16 protein-coding genes and 2 pseudogenes are annotated in these 12,175 nt (G+C 59.2%); all 18 read left to right on the top strand.

The genetic code is table 11. The features are described 5' to 3' along the window. Positions 1-141: 141 nt before the first annotated feature. Positions 142-447, top strand: a pseudogene (locus tag E6P07_RS14120) (IS607 family transposase); the annotation flags it as partial. Continuing rightward, positions 431-1,036, top strand: coding sequence for a helix-turn-helix domain-containing protein (locus E6P07_RS14125; protein WP_425505152.1), 606 nt, complete (start codon positions 431-433; stop codon positions 1,034-1,036). The pseudogene E6P07_RS14120 and the gene E6P07_RS14125, both read left to right, overlap by 17 nt. Further along, the gene (locus tag E6P07_RS13680; protein WP_211363152.1) at positions 958-1,386 is read left to right on the top strand and encodes a zinc ribbon domain-containing protein; all 429 of its coding nucleotides are present in this window, start codon (positions 958-960) and stop codon (positions 1,384-1,386) included. Before E6P07_RS14125 ends, E6P07_RS13680 begins: the two co-directional genes overlap by 79 nt. 19 nt (positions 1,387-1,405) lie before the next feature. Continuing rightward, positions 1,406-1,771, top strand: a pseudogene (locus tag E6P07_RS01765) (IS4 family transposase); the annotation flags it as partial. A 276-nt stretch (positions 1,772-2,047) separates the two neighbouring features. Beyond that, positions 2,048-2,524 (top strand): type II toxin-antitoxin system VapC family toxin, encoded by a 477-nt coding sequence (locus E6P07_RS01775; protein ID WP_153974019.1) that lies wholly within the window; start codon positions 2,048-2,050, stop codon positions 2,522-2,524. Then, positions 2,521-2,724 (top strand): hypothetical protein, encoded by a 204-nt coding sequence (locus tag E6P07_RS01780; protein ID WP_153974020.1) that lies wholly within the window; start codon positions 2,521-2,523, stop codon positions 2,722-2,724. The genes E6P07_RS01775 and E6P07_RS01780 overlap by 4 nt, the downstream gene beginning before the upstream one ends. Positions 2,725-2,745: 21 nt before the next feature. Beyond that, a complete protein-coding gene (locus E6P07_RS13685) occupies positions 2,746-3,021 on the top strand; it encodes a hypothetical protein (RefSeq protein ID WP_211363153.1) in 276 nt (91 codons plus the stop codon). A 67-nt stretch (positions 3,022-3,088) separates the two neighbouring features. Then, positions 3,089-3,286 carry a hypothetical protein gene (locus tag E6P07_RS13690; RefSeq protein WP_211363154.1) on the top strand — a complete coding sequence of 66 codons (198 nt, stop codon included), beginning with the start codon at positions 3,089-3,091 and terminating at the stop codon, positions 3,284-3,286. Between the two features lie 64 nt (positions 3,287-3,350). Next, the gene (bchZ, locus tag E6P07_RS01790) at positions 3,351-4,802 is read left to right on the top strand and encodes a chlorophyllide a reductase subunit Z (protein ID WP_153974021.1); all 1,452 of its coding nucleotides are present in this window, start codon (positions 3,351-3,353) and stop codon (positions 4,800-4,802) included. A gap of 510 nt (positions 4,803-5,312) precedes the next feature. After that, a complete protein-coding gene (pufB, locus tag E6P07_RS01795; RefSeq protein ID WP_153974022.1) occupies positions 5,313-5,456 on the top strand; it encodes a light-harvesting antenna LH1, beta subunit in 144 nt (47 codons plus the stop codon). 101 nt (positions 5,457-5,557) lie between these two features. Further along, positions 5,558-5,734, top strand: coding sequence for a light-harvesting antenna LH1, alpha subunit (gene pufA, locus E6P07_RS01800; protein ID WP_153974023.1), 177 nt, complete (start codon positions 5,558-5,560; stop codon positions 5,732-5,734). 166 nt (positions 5,735-5,900) lie between these two features. Continuing rightward, positions 5,901-6,746 carry a photosynthetic reaction center subunit L gene (gene pufL / locus E6P07_RS01805; RefSeq protein ID WP_153974024.1) on the top strand — a complete coding sequence of 282 codons (846 nt, stop codon included), beginning with the start codon at positions 5,901-5,903 and terminating at the stop codon, positions 6,744-6,746. A gap of 17 nt (positions 6,747-6,763) precedes the next feature. Then, complete coding sequence (gene pufM / locus E6P07_RS01810) at positions 6,764-7,741, top strand: photosynthetic reaction center subunit M (protein WP_153974025.1); 978 nt, start codon at positions 6,764-6,766, stop codon at positions 7,739-7,741. Further along, positions 7,738-8,952 (top strand): photosynthetic reaction center cytochrome PufC, encoded by a 1,215-nt coding sequence (pufC, locus tag E6P07_RS01815; RefSeq protein WP_153974026.1) that lies wholly within the window; start codon positions 7,738-7,740, stop codon positions 8,950-8,952. The genes pufM and pufC overlap by 4 nt, the downstream gene beginning before the upstream one ends. 263 nt (positions 8,953-9,215) lie before the next feature. Beyond that, the gene (locus E6P07_RS01820; protein WP_281346826.1) at positions 9,216-9,557 is read left to right on the top strand and encodes a group II intron maturase-specific domain-containing protein; all 342 of its coding nucleotides are present in this window, start codon (positions 9,216-9,218) and stop codon (positions 9,555-9,557) included. 161 nt (positions 9,558-9,718) lie between these two features. Beyond that, the gene (locus E6P07_RS01825; protein ID WP_153974027.1) at positions 9,719-10,150 is read left to right on the top strand and encodes a secondary thiamine-phosphate synthase enzyme YjbQ; all 432 of its coding nucleotides are present in this window, start codon (positions 9,719-9,721) and stop codon (positions 10,148-10,150) included. Between the two features lie 57 nt (positions 10,151-10,207). Further along, positions 10,208-11,578 carry a RuBisCO large subunit C-terminal-like domain-containing protein gene (locus E6P07_RS01830; protein ID WP_153974028.1) on the top strand — a complete coding sequence of 457 codons (1,371 nt, stop codon included), beginning with the start codon at positions 10,208-10,210 and terminating at the stop codon, positions 11,576-11,578. Next, entirely contained in the window at positions 11,575-12,147 is a 573-nt protein-coding gene (idi, locus tag E6P07_RS01835; RefSeq protein ID WP_211363155.1) for an isopentenyl-diphosphate Delta-isomerase, read from the top strand. The genes E6P07_RS01830 and idi overlap by 4 nt, the downstream gene beginning before the upstream one ends. Positions 12,148-12,175: the final 28 nt, after the last annotated feature.

The raw sequence follows: 12,175 nt of genomic DNA on the forward strand, positions 1-12,175 counted from the left end.
ATTGAGCTGTTGTTCTTGGTGCTCAAAGAAGGCTGATAAACAGTTACAAATTAAGCCAACACACGCTCACTTTATAACCCATGCGCCCCTTTCGTTTTCATGGCCTACCTCCCCTTACGGAAGGCGGTCGCCGAACTTGGGATGCATCCCAATACACTCCGTAAATATGCAGATCTTGGAATCATCCCAAGCATTCGCAACCCCGCCGGGCAACGACTCTTCGATGTGGACGCCTACCTACGACGCGCCTACCCGGACGCGGAAGTCATCCAGGACATCGGCAGCGGGCTCAACTTCAAGCGCAAAGGTCTGCGCGCCTTACTGGAACGACTCCTGCGCGGCGATAAGCTCCGGGTTGTGGTTGCCCACCGTGACCGACTTGCAAGGTTCGGCTTCGACCTCATCGCCTTCCTCGTCGAGCACAACGGCGGTGAGGTCGTGGTTCTCGATCAACCAGTGGATCAACCCCGAGAAGCCGAACTCACCTCCAATCTACTCGCCACCTTGTACCGAAACCACGGCCGGCGAAGTCATCAAGACCAAAAGCATCCGGATCTACCCGACGGCGGCGCAGAGAAACCTGTTTCGGCAGTGGCTCGGAACCTCAAGATACGTTTACAACGAGACCGTCAAGCATCTCGGTCTGCCCAAAGAGGAACGGGCGGGTCACTGGATGGGGGCGTCCAAACGGATCCTGGCCAGTCTGCCGGACTGGGCCAAACCTGTCCCCTACCAGATCAAGAAGATTGCCGTTGAGGACGCCTACAAAGCGTTCTCCAACGGGATTCAGCGGTGGAGACAAACTGGCGAACCCTTTAAGCTGCGCTTTCGCTCACGTAAAAACCCGAAACAGTCTGTTTCATCCCGTCGTCCGCCCTCAAGGACGCGGGTATCTACCCGCGGATCGCCGGGGCCAAGTGTCGTCAGAAGGCCCGGCTCAAGAAGGCGGCAAATCGATTGCGCTGGAAGATCCGTAATTTGGTGGACGAGTTGCACTTCCAGTCGATTCGCTTCCTGCTGGACCGCTTCGACCTGATCCTCCTGCCGACCTTCGAGATTAGAGAGATGACGGCGAGATCGAGACGTAAGATCCAGGCAAAGTCGGTCAGGGCGATGCTCGGTTACGCCTTCTTCCGCTTCGGTCAACGCCTGGAAGCGGCGGCGAAGCGGGTTGGCAAGGTCGTGCGGCGGGTCAGTGAAGCCTGTACCAGCAAGACTGCCAGTTGGACCGGCGCGATCAAACAGATCGGCGGATCCAAGACCATCACCAGCGGTGGAATTACCGTGGATCGTGACATCAACGGCGCTCGCGGGATTTTCCTGCGAGCTTTGGGAGATAACCCCGCGCTCTTTTTTGAGCGTGCAAGCGTTGGCGCTTGTGAGTAAGCGTGAGCATAAAAGTATCGGCTGCCGCGTTGAGGCCTTGCAACTGAGCACCGTGGAACGCTTGGAACGCGCCTTGGCCCTGTTTCTGGTGGTCAGTTGGCGCATCGCGCGACCCATGCGGCTGGGGCGCACCGTGCCTGATCTCGACGCCAGTCTGCTGCTTAAGCCCGAGGAATGGGAGGCGGCGTACATCCTGGCCAAGAAGCCCGTGCCCACACAACCGCCACGGCTCAACGAAGTGCTGCGTCTGATTGCGCGCCAGGGCGGATTCCTTGGACGAAAGGGCGATAGCGAACCCGGCGTCAAGACCATTTGGCTCGGTTTGCAGCGTGTCATGGACTTCGCGGCCGGGATCAAATACGCCAGGGAGACTCATAACTTATGAAAATGTGTGGAATGGGATGACTTCGGGCTTGGGCAGAGGGTCGCGTAATCTTCATTAAATTGACCGACGGAAGAATCATCGGCTTTCCCGCAGACAGGTTCAGAATTTTGCGGGCCGCATCAAACGAAGAACTCAAATAAAGTCATGCTGGAACTTAACGGCTATGCGCTGCACTGGGAAGAGCTTGATGAGGAGATCACGGTCAAAGGTATCGTAGCTGGTCATTGTCAGCTGCCGCTGCCTGAACAAGCCGCATAGAAAATATAGCCTAGGTTCATGAAGCGCAAAGTCTACGTTGAAACTTCTGTAATCAGCTATCTGACGGCTCGCCCAAGCAAGACCATTCTCGGAGCGGCTCATCAGCAAATTACTCTTGCTTGGTGGGAAACCCGGAATCAGTACGAATTATTTGTTTCTGAATTGGTATTTCGTGAATGTGGTGCCGGTGATCCGGATGCAGCCAGAAAACGGCTGGCTGTGTTGAGCGATATCCCTCTTCTCTTGATCACCGAGCAAGCGGTCCAGATCGCGGAATTGTTGGTGGAGCGGGGTATTATTCCGCCCAAGGCCGCAGAAGATGCGTTACACATAGCAATTGCCACAGTCAATGGTGTGGATTATTTGCTGACATGGAATTGTCGACGCATTGCAAACCCTGAGATACAAAGAGGCATTGCCGAACAACTCGAACAAATTGGCTTATTTGCCGTTCATTTGCACGCCGGAAGAGATTCTTGGAGAAGAAAATGTTGAATGACGAAATCATTGATGAAGTACGGTCTATTCGGGATGCACATGCCGCTAAGTTTAATTATGATTTGCGTGCAATTTATGCCGACCTGAAAAAATCGGAAACTGAGCGGGTTGCTGCCGGACACCCATTTGTTTCTCCGCCATCCGAAATTCCTGTGCCTAAGACTGTGTTGCAGCGAACTCGATTTGCTCGCCGCTAAATTTATTGGGGAATCCCAAGGATGCTGGAAGGCAAAAGAGCTTCAGCCTGTGTTGGGTGGAGGAAAATGGATATCATCCAGGTCGATAGCTGTAATTTCTCTGTTTATTTGTTTATGTCAGAGCTACGGAGGAGAGTTTTCTGCCATTACCGAAAAAAGCCGAATGAAAACGGTCTGTTCGAGCTGGATAGTCAGATTGGCGGAAATGTGCTTGGCTACTTGCTTTATGAGAAAAAATCGCCGATTGGCCTTGCTGCTGTGAAAGCAAAATCAGGCGAGCAGTACTTCGAGGTGTGAGTTTTATATTGTTCCGAGTTTCAGGAAACAGGCGCTAGGGAAGCGGTTTGCCATTGAGATATTCAAGATGCACCAAGGCTGTTGGGAGATCAAGCAAATCAGCGGTGCCAAGTACGCCACTGAATTCTGGCGGAAGGCGGTTGGCGAGTTTGTCGGAAACAATTTTCAGGAAGACGTCTATCAGGACGAGTATTGGGGGCGGGTCGTCAGGCAGCAGTTTGTATCGACCGGACCCGACCTGTCGAAGGATCTACTGAAAGCTTGATCTCTACAAATTTTTTCCATAAGGCCTGCGCAACTCTCAACTCCCTGGAGGAGGAACTCCCCGAATGCTGATCAAAGACCTCGACCGCGCGGGCGGTTACTGGGGCTCCGTCTATGTCTTCACCGCCATTAAGGGCTTGCAGGTGATCATCGACGGGCCGGTGGGCTGCGAAAACCTGCCCGTGACGGCCGTGCTGCACTACACCGACGGACTGCCGCCACACGAACTGCCGGTCGTCGTGACCGGGCTGGGCGAGGAAGAACTCGGCCAGCATGGCACCGAGCAGGCACTGCGCCGCGCCTTCGAGACCCTTGACCCGACCCAGCCGGCCGTGGTCGTCACCGGCTCGATCGCCGAGATGATCGGCGGCGGCGTCACCCCCGAAGGCACCGGCATCCTGCGCTTCCTGCCGCGTACCATCGACGAGGACCAGTGGCAGAGCGCCAACCGCGCCATGTACTGGCTCTGGACCCAGTACGGCCCAAAGAAAGGGGCCGCCAAAAGCAAACCCAAGCCGCGCACCGCCGGCGACAGGCCGCGTGTCAACATCATCGGCCCCATGTACGGCACCTTCAACATGCCCTCGGACCTGGCCGAGATCCGCCGCCTGGTCGAGGGTATCGGCGCCGAGGTCAACCTGAGCTTCCCGCTCGGCAGCCATCTCGACGACGTCCCCAGGCTCGCCGACGCCGATGTCAACATCTGTCTCTATCGCGAGTTCGGCCGCACCCTGTGCGAGGCCCTGGGCAAACCCTATCTCCAGGCTCCGATCGGACTGCACAGCACCACCAAGTTCCTGCGCGCCCTCGGCGAGCTCCTCGGACTCGACCCCGAACCCTTTATCGAGCGCGAAAAGCACACCACACTCAAACCGATCTGGGACCTGTGGCGCTCAGTGACCCAGGACTTCTTCGGCACCGCGAGCTTTGGCGTCTGCGCCAGCGAGACCTACAGTCGCGGTCTGCGTCATTTCCTCGAAGACGAACTGGGCCTACCCTGTCACTTCGCCTTCGCCCGCCGCCCCGGCGTCAAGATCGACAACGACGCCATCCGTGCCGCCGTCCATGAGAAACCACCGCTGATCCTCTTTGGCAGCTACAACGAGCGCATGTATCTCACGGAAAAGGGTGCGCGCGCAGCCTATATCCCGGCCTCCTTCCCCGGCACCGTGATCCGCCGCCACACTGGCACGCCCTTCATGGGCTACGCCGGTGCGACCTATCTGGTCCAGGAGGTCTGCAACGCTATGTTCGACGCCCTATTCCACATCCTCCCGCTCGGCACCGAGCTGGATAGGGTCGAGCCCACACCCGCCCGTCTGCACCGCGAGCTACCCTGGGACGAGGACGCACGCGCGTGTCTCGAGGCCATCGTCGAGTCTCAGCCGGTGCTGGTGCGCATCTCTGCCGCCAAGCGTCTGCGCGATGCCGCCGAGCGGGCCGCGCGCGCCGCCGGCGAGGAGCGGGTGACGCTCAAACGGCTGATGGCGATCCAGACCGAGCCCGGATCAGTCTAAGAACACGCTGATTCAATCCCTCTCCCCCGCGAGCGGGGAGAGGGACAGTGTTTCCTAAAAAAATAGTTTTAAGTCCTTGCTCGCGTCAGGCCCGGACGGGAAGCGCTGATTCAATCAGCACTTCCCTAGGGGGGAGTCCCTCCAGCGAGGCGTTGGTCTAGCGTTGGGACCGCGTCAGCGATGAATCCTACCTTGACAGGGACATGTAAATTTTAGTTGACATCCGCTTGAGTCAAGCTAGACTAACACCCATCTTGAGCCATCCATTGGCGATGGCAGGTATCGCATGCAACATGCAGTCATGCTGTGATCACGAAGGCAATCGCCATCCTGGGGCGCTCAAGACAAAGGCTTCAAACGTGTAGCCCTTGAGGCTACCGAGTGAATGGGGGCACAGCTGGTACGGGTGTGCCTCTCTGCTGTGGTTGGTTCGTACATGGCACTCCCTGTCGTACCCCTGAGTGCGGCGTAACCTGAGGCTCAACTCCTTAGTTTTGGAGGAACTACACAATGGCTGAACAGAAGAGTTTGACCGGCTTGACCGACGACGAGGCGAAGGAGTTCCACGCGATCTTCATGCAGAGCATGTATGCGTGGTTTGGCTTGGTCGTGATCGCCCACCTGTTGGCCTGGCTGTATCGTCCTTGGCTGTAATGGCCAGATAGGTCGCAGGTCTGGTTTCGGCCGCTGCCGCAAAAGCGGCGGCGACGGTTTAAGGCCCATTAATTTTGTCGGGAGAAACGAATATGTTCACGATGAATGCAAATCTTTATAAGATTTGGTTGATCCTCGATCCGCGGCGGGTGCTGGTGTCGATCGTTGCGTTCCAGATCGTTCTGGGTCTGCTCATCCATATGATCGTGCTCAGCACCGATCTGAACTGGCTGGATGACAATATCCCTGTGAGCTATCAGGCGCTGGGCAAGAAATAACGCTCGGCTATACCCGGGTGTGGGTATAGACGATCTTGAGGGGCGGTGGGATGGGATTTGTCCGCCAGGTGAATCCCTCTCGCCGTCTATAGTGCCAGAGTGCCAGTGGAGGTGATTTTGGTCTCATAGAGCATCATAGAGCACCTCCCCAGCAGAGGGTATTACGATGGCCATGCTCAGTTTTGAGAAAAAATACCGCGTCCGTGGCGGGACGCTGATTGGGGGAGACCTATTTGATTTCTGGGTGGGGCCGTTTTACGTCGGCTTCTTTGGGGTCGTAGGTTTCTGCTTCACCTTGCTAGGCGTGCTCCTGATCGTATGGGGCGCAACCATTGGACCGACCGGTCCTACGTCCGATCTCCAAACCTATAACCTGTGGCGGATCAGCATCGCGCCTCCGGATCTGAGTTATGGGTTGAGGATGGCTCCTCTCACCGAGGGCGGTCTGTGGCAGATCATCACGATCTGTGCCGCGGGCGCTTTCATCTCCTGGGCGTTGCGCGAGGTTGAGATCTGTCGCAAGCTCGGCATCGGTTTCCATGTCCCCTTCGCCTTCTCCTTTGCGATCGGCGCCTATCTGGTGCTGGTCTTCGTGCGCCCGCTCCTGATGGGCGCCTGGGGGCACGGCTTCCCCTACGGGATCTTGAGTCACCTCGATTGGGTGTCAAATGTGGGCTATCAGTTCCTGCATTTCCACTACAATCCGGCGCACATGCTCGCCATCAGTTTCTTCTTCACTAACTGTCTAGCGCTGTCCATGCACGGTTCGTTGATCTTGTCGGTGACCAATCCGCAGAAGGGCGAACCGGTCAAGACCAGCGAGCATGAAAACACCTTCTTCCGCGACATCGTGGGTTACTCCATCGGCGCGCTTGCCATCCATCGCCTGGGTCTGTTCCTGGCCCTGAGTGCGGCATTCTGGAGCGCGGTCTGTATCCTGATCAGCGGCCCCTTCTGGACTCGTGGTTGGCCAGAATGGTGGAACTGGTGGCTTGAGCTCCCGCTGTGGTAAAGGATTAGGAGACGACAATGCCAGAATATCAAAATATCTTTACGGCTGTGCAGGTGCGTGCCCCGGCCTATCCGGGGGTGCCCTTGCCGAAGGGCAACCTGCCGCGCATTGGTCGACCAATCTTCTCGTATTGGCTCGGTAAAATCGGTGATGCCCAAATTGGGCCGATCTATCTCGGTCTGACGGGGACGCTCTCGATCTTTTTCGGTCTGGTGGCCATCTCGATCATCGGCTTCAACATGCTGGCGTCGGTGCATTGGGATGTCTTCCAGTTCCTCAAGCACTTCTTCTGGCTGGGTCTGGAGCCGCCCCCACCCCAGTATGGGCTGCGGATTCCGCCTCTGTCCGAAGGGGGTTGGTGGTTGATGGCGGGGCTGTTTCTGACCCTGTCGATCCTGTTGTGGTGGGTGCGTACCTATAAGCGCGCCGAGGCGCTTGGGATGAGTCAGCATCTGTCCTGGGCCTTTGCGGCGGCGATCTTCTTCTATCTGGTCCTGGGCTTCATCCGCCCGGTCATGATGGGGAGCTGGGCCAAGGCCGTGCCCTTCGGCATCTTCCCGCACCTCGACTGGACGGCCGCCTTCTCAATCCGGTACGGCAATCTCTACTACAATCCGTTCCACATGCTCTCGATCGCCTTCCTGTATGGCTCGGCCCTGCTGTTCGCTATGCATGGTGCGACCATTCTGTCGGTGAGCCGCTTCGGGGGTGATCGCGAGATCGATCAGATCACCCATCGTGGTACGGCCGCTGAGCGTGCCGCGCTCTTCTGGCGCTGGACCATGGGCTTCAATGCCACCATGGAATCCATCCATCGCTGGGCCTGGTGGTGCGCGGTCCTGACCGTGATCACGGCGGGGATCGGGATCCTTCTGAGCGGGACGGTCGTCGATAACTGGTATCTGTGGGCCGTGAAGCACGGGATGGCCCCAGCCTATCCAGAGGTCGTGACTGCCGTAAATCCATATGAAACAGCGGCGGAGGTGATGCAATGAGTCCTGCACAGCAACTGACTCTGCCGGCAGTGATCGTGGTCGCCTCAGTGATGCTGCTTGGCTGCGAAGGTCCCCCCCCAGGAACCGAACAGATCGGTTATCGTGGGGTGGGTATGGAGAACTACTACAACAAGCGCCAGCGCGCCTTGAGCATCCAGGCCAATCAGCCCGTCGAATCCTTGCCGGCGGCCGACTCGACTGGACCCAAGGCCTCAGAGGTGTATCAAAACGTCCAGGTCCTGAAGGACCTGAGCGTGGGAGAGTTCACCCGGACCATGGTCGCAGTGACCACCTGGGTATCGCCGAAGGAAGGCTGCAATTATTGCCACGTCCCTGGCAACTGGGCCTCCGACGACATCTACACCAAGGTGGTGTCGCGCCGGATGTTCGAGCTGGTCCGGGCGGCCAACAGCGATTGGAAGGCGCATGTGGCCGAGACCGGTGTGACCTGTTACACCTGTCACCGCGGCAATCCGGTGCCGAAGTATGCCTGGGTCACGGATCCAGGTCCGAAATATCCCTCGGGTCTGAAGCCGACGGGCCAGAACTATGGCTCGAAGACCGTGGCCTATGCCTCGCTGCCCTTTGATCCACTCACACCCTTCTTGGATCAGGCCAATGAGATCCGGATCACGGGGAATGCGGCATTGGCTGGCAGCAACCCAGCCTCACTCAAGCAGGCGGAGTGGACCTTCGGTCTGATGATGAACATCTCCGACTCGCTGGGTGTGGGCTGCACCTTCTGCCATAATACCCGTGCCTTCAACGACTGGACCCAGAGCACGCCCAAGCGCACCACGGCCTGGTATGCGATCCGTCACGTCCGCGATATCAACCAGAACTATATCTGGCCGCTCAACGACGTGCTGCCGGCGTCGCGTAAGGGTCCTTATGGTGATCCGCTCCGGGTCAGCTGCATGACCTGCCATCAGGCCGTCAATAAGCCGCTCTATGGCGCCCAGATGGCCAAGGATTATCCTGGGCTCTATAAAACTGCTGTGACCCAGGAGGCCCTCGCTGGGTCGGCGCCGGCGTCCGAGGCCGCCCCTGCCGCGGCGACCGAGGCAGCACCTGAGGCCCCAGCTCAGGAGGTACCTGCGGCGGAGGCCGTGCCAGCCGCTGCGGAGCCAGGTGCTGCGGAGGCGGCAGGCTCAGTCGAGCCAGCTCCAGTTGAAGAGGTCGCCCCTGCGCCTGCAGCGCAAAGGCTGTGATGGGGTTGTCAAGGATGATCCCGTGACGGGACTTAAGACGCCGGGCCGCGGTCCGGCGTCTTTATTTGGTGCGCCCGGCAGGGCGCACTTACTTGGAGGTGAAAGTCCTCTATTCGCCCGACAAGGGGAAGGGTTAGCGGAAGGCAAGGGTGTTGCGGGTGACTGCGAATCTGAAGGAAGCCGGAAGCAAAGCGCTGGTCTGACGAACAGGAAGCGGATACGAGGCCCCGAAACTGAGGATAGCGCCGCCCAGCCTGATACGGCTGGAAGACAAAATCCGCGAAGCACTCAAGGGCGCGCGAGGACGCCGCCTGACGACAGTCATCGCCGAACTCAACCTGCTCCTGCGTGGCTGGATGGCGTATTTCAAGCTGACCGAGACCAAGAAGGCAGTGGAAGAGCTGGATGGCTGGATCAGGCACAAACTGCGCTGCAGCCTGTGGCGCCAGTGGAAGCGCCCTTATACGCGGGCCAAGAACTTGATGAAGGCAGGGCTGATGGAGGAGCGGGCGTTTCGCTCCGCATTCAACCAACGCGGGCCGTGGTGGAACAGTGGCGCAAGCCACATGAACCAGGCCTTCCCGAAGTCCTTCTTTGATCGATGAGGTCTGGTGTCGCTGCTCGATACGATGCGACGACTCCAGTGTGTTCAATGAACCGCCGGATGCGGAACCGCACGTCCGGTGGTGTGAGAGGGCGACGGGGGTAACCCCGTCCCCTACTCGATTCTAGGTCTGCCGCACCACTGAAGCCAGAATCCATCCCGATGCATGTTGTTTGCGAACAACTCTCCTTGCACACGCACGCGCCTATCGAGCTCATCGATCTCTCCGAGCAGGTGCGACAGGTGTTCGCGCGCCACCCCGTCCGCCAGGGTTGGCTGACGGTGACCTCGGCGCATACCACGGCCTTTGTGGCCCTGAACGAGCGTGAGCCGAAGCTCCAGCAGGATATGCTCGATTTCCTGACGCGACTTGCGCCGCCCGGTCAGACATCCTATCGGCACGACATCGATCCGATCGACGGTCGTCCCAACACCCATGCGCATCTCATCGGGCTGTTCATGAATGCCTCTGAGACCATCCTGATCGAGGACGGGCGGCTTCTGCTCGGCGATTGGCAGTCGATCTTTTTCATCGAGCTCGATGGGCCACGTCCGCAACGCCAGATACGCGTGCAAATCGCTGGTCTCATCTGAAATATCAGGGCTGATCCCGCCCCCTATCGATTTCATTTTTGAAATGCAGTTTATTCCATGGTAGCAAACGACTGGGCCGGTTTTTTTGCCGATGAGGCGTCCCTGGATCGGGAGGCCTATCTCTTCCTGGATTACTATCTGGAATGTGCCGGCGATCCCAAGCTGGCCGCTGCGCACTTCTGCTCCGAGCAGTCAACGGCACAGTGGCGTCGGGTCGGATCGGATGAGGATCTACGCCCAAGATTCGGTGCGCGCGTGGTCGCTCTCGAGATCCTCGGGCGGCGGTCTGAGTTCAGTTACGGCCTGGGTTCGAATTCAGAGGGCCCCATAACGGCTTGCCGGCTGCGCATCGCCCATCCGCACGGCAACTTTGGACCAAAGTTGCCAAACCTGCTGAGCACCGTCTGCGGTGAGGGGACGTTTTTCGCGCCTGGCATCCCAGTCGTCAAGCTACTGGACATCACCTTTCCCGAATCTTATCTCGCGTCTTTCCAAGGCCCGCAGTTCGGTGTCGCCGGTTTGCGGGCGCTGTTGCAGGTCCAGGATCGCCCGATCTTCTTCGGCGTCATCAAGCCCAATATCGGACTGCCACCTGAGGCGCTCAGCGAGTTGGGATATGAGGGCTGGATCGGCGGGTTGGATATCGCCAAGGATGACGAGATGTTGACCGACACCGACTGGTGTCCGCTGGAGCGGCGCGCCGAGCTCCTGGGTGCAGCGCGGCGACAGGCCGAGGCCGCGACCGGCGTGCCCAAGATCTATCTGGCCAACATCACCGACGAGGTCGATCGTCTGGTCGAGCTGCACGATTGCGCCGTGGCGCGGGGGGCCAATGCCCTGCTGATCAATGCCCTCCCCACAGGCTTAAGCGCGGTGCGGATGTTGCGCCGGCACGCCCAGGTGCCACTGGTGGCACATTTTCCCTTTATCGCCGCCTGCTCTCGCCTGGAGCGTTTCGGTGTCCATACCCGGGTCATCACCAAGCTACAGCGGCTCGCGGGCTATGATGTCATCATCATGCCTGGATTCGGGGCCCGCATGCACATGAACGATGACGAGGTCCTGGCCTGTGTCCAGGCCTGTCTCGAGCCCATGGGTCCGATCAAGCCGAGTCTGCCGGTGCCGGGCGGCAGCGACTGGGCCGGCACCCTGCGCCCCTTGTATGAACGGCTGGGTACGGTCGATTTCGGGTTCGTACCGGGACGCGGTGTCTTCGGTCATCCGCTGGGTCCGCGCGCTGGGGCAGCCAGCCTCCGTCAGGCCTGGGGGGCGATCGTCGCCGGCGAGACGCTGGATGAACGGGCCAGGCGTCATCCCGAACTCGGTGCAGCGATCACTGCCTTCGGCAAGCCGGCGCACGCGCAAGCCGCCTCGTCTCAGCCGTCTGATCCAGCTTCTGAATCGAAGCGCGCTGGAGGTGGCCGTTGAAGGCTCACATCCTGCCCCGTCCGGCGGCGTCCGATCTGGAACGGGCCGCCCAGCGCGATGCAGCCGAGCAGCTGATCCTCGTCGACGAGCAGGATCGACCCATCGGGGTTGCCGACAAGCTCAAACCGCATCGGCTCGGCCAGCTGCATCGTGCCTTCTCGATCCTGGTCTTCAACCCCCAGGGTGAGCTGCTGTTGCAGCGCCGTGCGGCCAGCAAATATCACTTTGCCTCACGCTGGTCGAATACCTGTTGTGGCCATCCGCGTCCGGGCGAGACTACGCCGATGGCGGCCGTTCGGCGTCTGAAGGAAGAGTTCGGGATCCGTGTGCCGCTGAACGAGCGGGCCGAGTTCGTGTACCGGGCCGAGGACCAGGCGACCGGCCTGATCGAGCATGAATATCTGCATGTCTTCTACGGCACCCACACTGAGGCCCCGCGTCCAGATCCGACTGAGATCGGCGCCTGGCGCTGGATGTCGGTGCCGGCGATCAAGCGTGCCCTGCGTCTGCACCCCGAGTGGTTTACCCCCTGGTTCGGGCTGCTCGTCGCTCGTATGCTGAGCGACTGATTCGCCCAGCTTCTGCAACTCCCAGCCG

It is taken from the genome of Thermochromatium tepidum ATCC 43061 (assembly GCF_009664085.1).
Classification (GTDB): domain Bacteria; phylum Pseudomonadota; class Gammaproteobacteria; order Chromatiales; family Chromatiaceae; genus Thermochromatium; species Thermochromatium tepidum.

Bases quoted from the DNA above. Each gene is read 5' to 3' on its own strand.
- E6P07_RS01775 (WP_153974019.1), top strand. From the start codon at position 2,048: ATGAAGCGCAAAGTCTACGTTGAAACTTCTGTAATCAGCTATCTGACG.
- E6P07_RS13685 (WP_211363153.1), top strand. From the start codon at position 2,746: ATGCTGGAAGGCAAAAGAGCTTCAGCCTGTGTTGGGTGGAGGAAAATG.
- E6P07_RS13690 (WP_211363154.1), top strand. From the start codon at position 3,089: ATGCACCAAGGCTGTTGGGAGATCAAGCAAATCAGCGGTGCCAAGTAC.
- bchZ (WP_153974021.1), top strand. From the start codon at position 3,351: ATGCTGATCAAAGACCTCGACCGCGCGGGCGGTTACTGGGGCTCCGTC.
- pufB (WP_153974022.1), top strand. From the start codon at position 5,313: ATGGCTGAACAGAAGAGTTTGACCGGCTTGACCGACGACGAGGCGAAG.
- pufA (WP_153974023.1), top strand. From the start codon at position 5,558: ATGAATGCAAATCTTTATAAGATTTGGTTGATCCTCGATCCGCGGCGG.
- pufL (WP_153974024.1), top strand. From the start codon at position 5,901: ATGGCCATGCTCAGTTTTGAGAAAAAATACCGCGTCCGTGGCGGGACG.
- pufM (WP_153974025.1), top strand. From the start codon at position 6,764: ATGCCAGAATATCAAAATATCTTTACGGCTGTGCAGGTGCGTGCCCCG.
- pufC (WP_153974026.1), top strand. From the start codon at position 7,738: ATGAGTCCTGCACAGCAACTGACTCTGCCGGCAGTGATCGTGGTCGCC.
- E6P07_RS01825 (WP_153974027.1), top strand. From the start codon at position 9,719: ATGCATGTTGTTTGCGAACAACTCTCCTTGCACACGCACGCGCCTATC.
- E6P07_RS01830 (WP_153974028.1), top strand. From the start codon at position 10,208: ATGGTAGCAAACGACTGGGCCGGTTTTTTTGCCGATGAGGCGTCCCTG.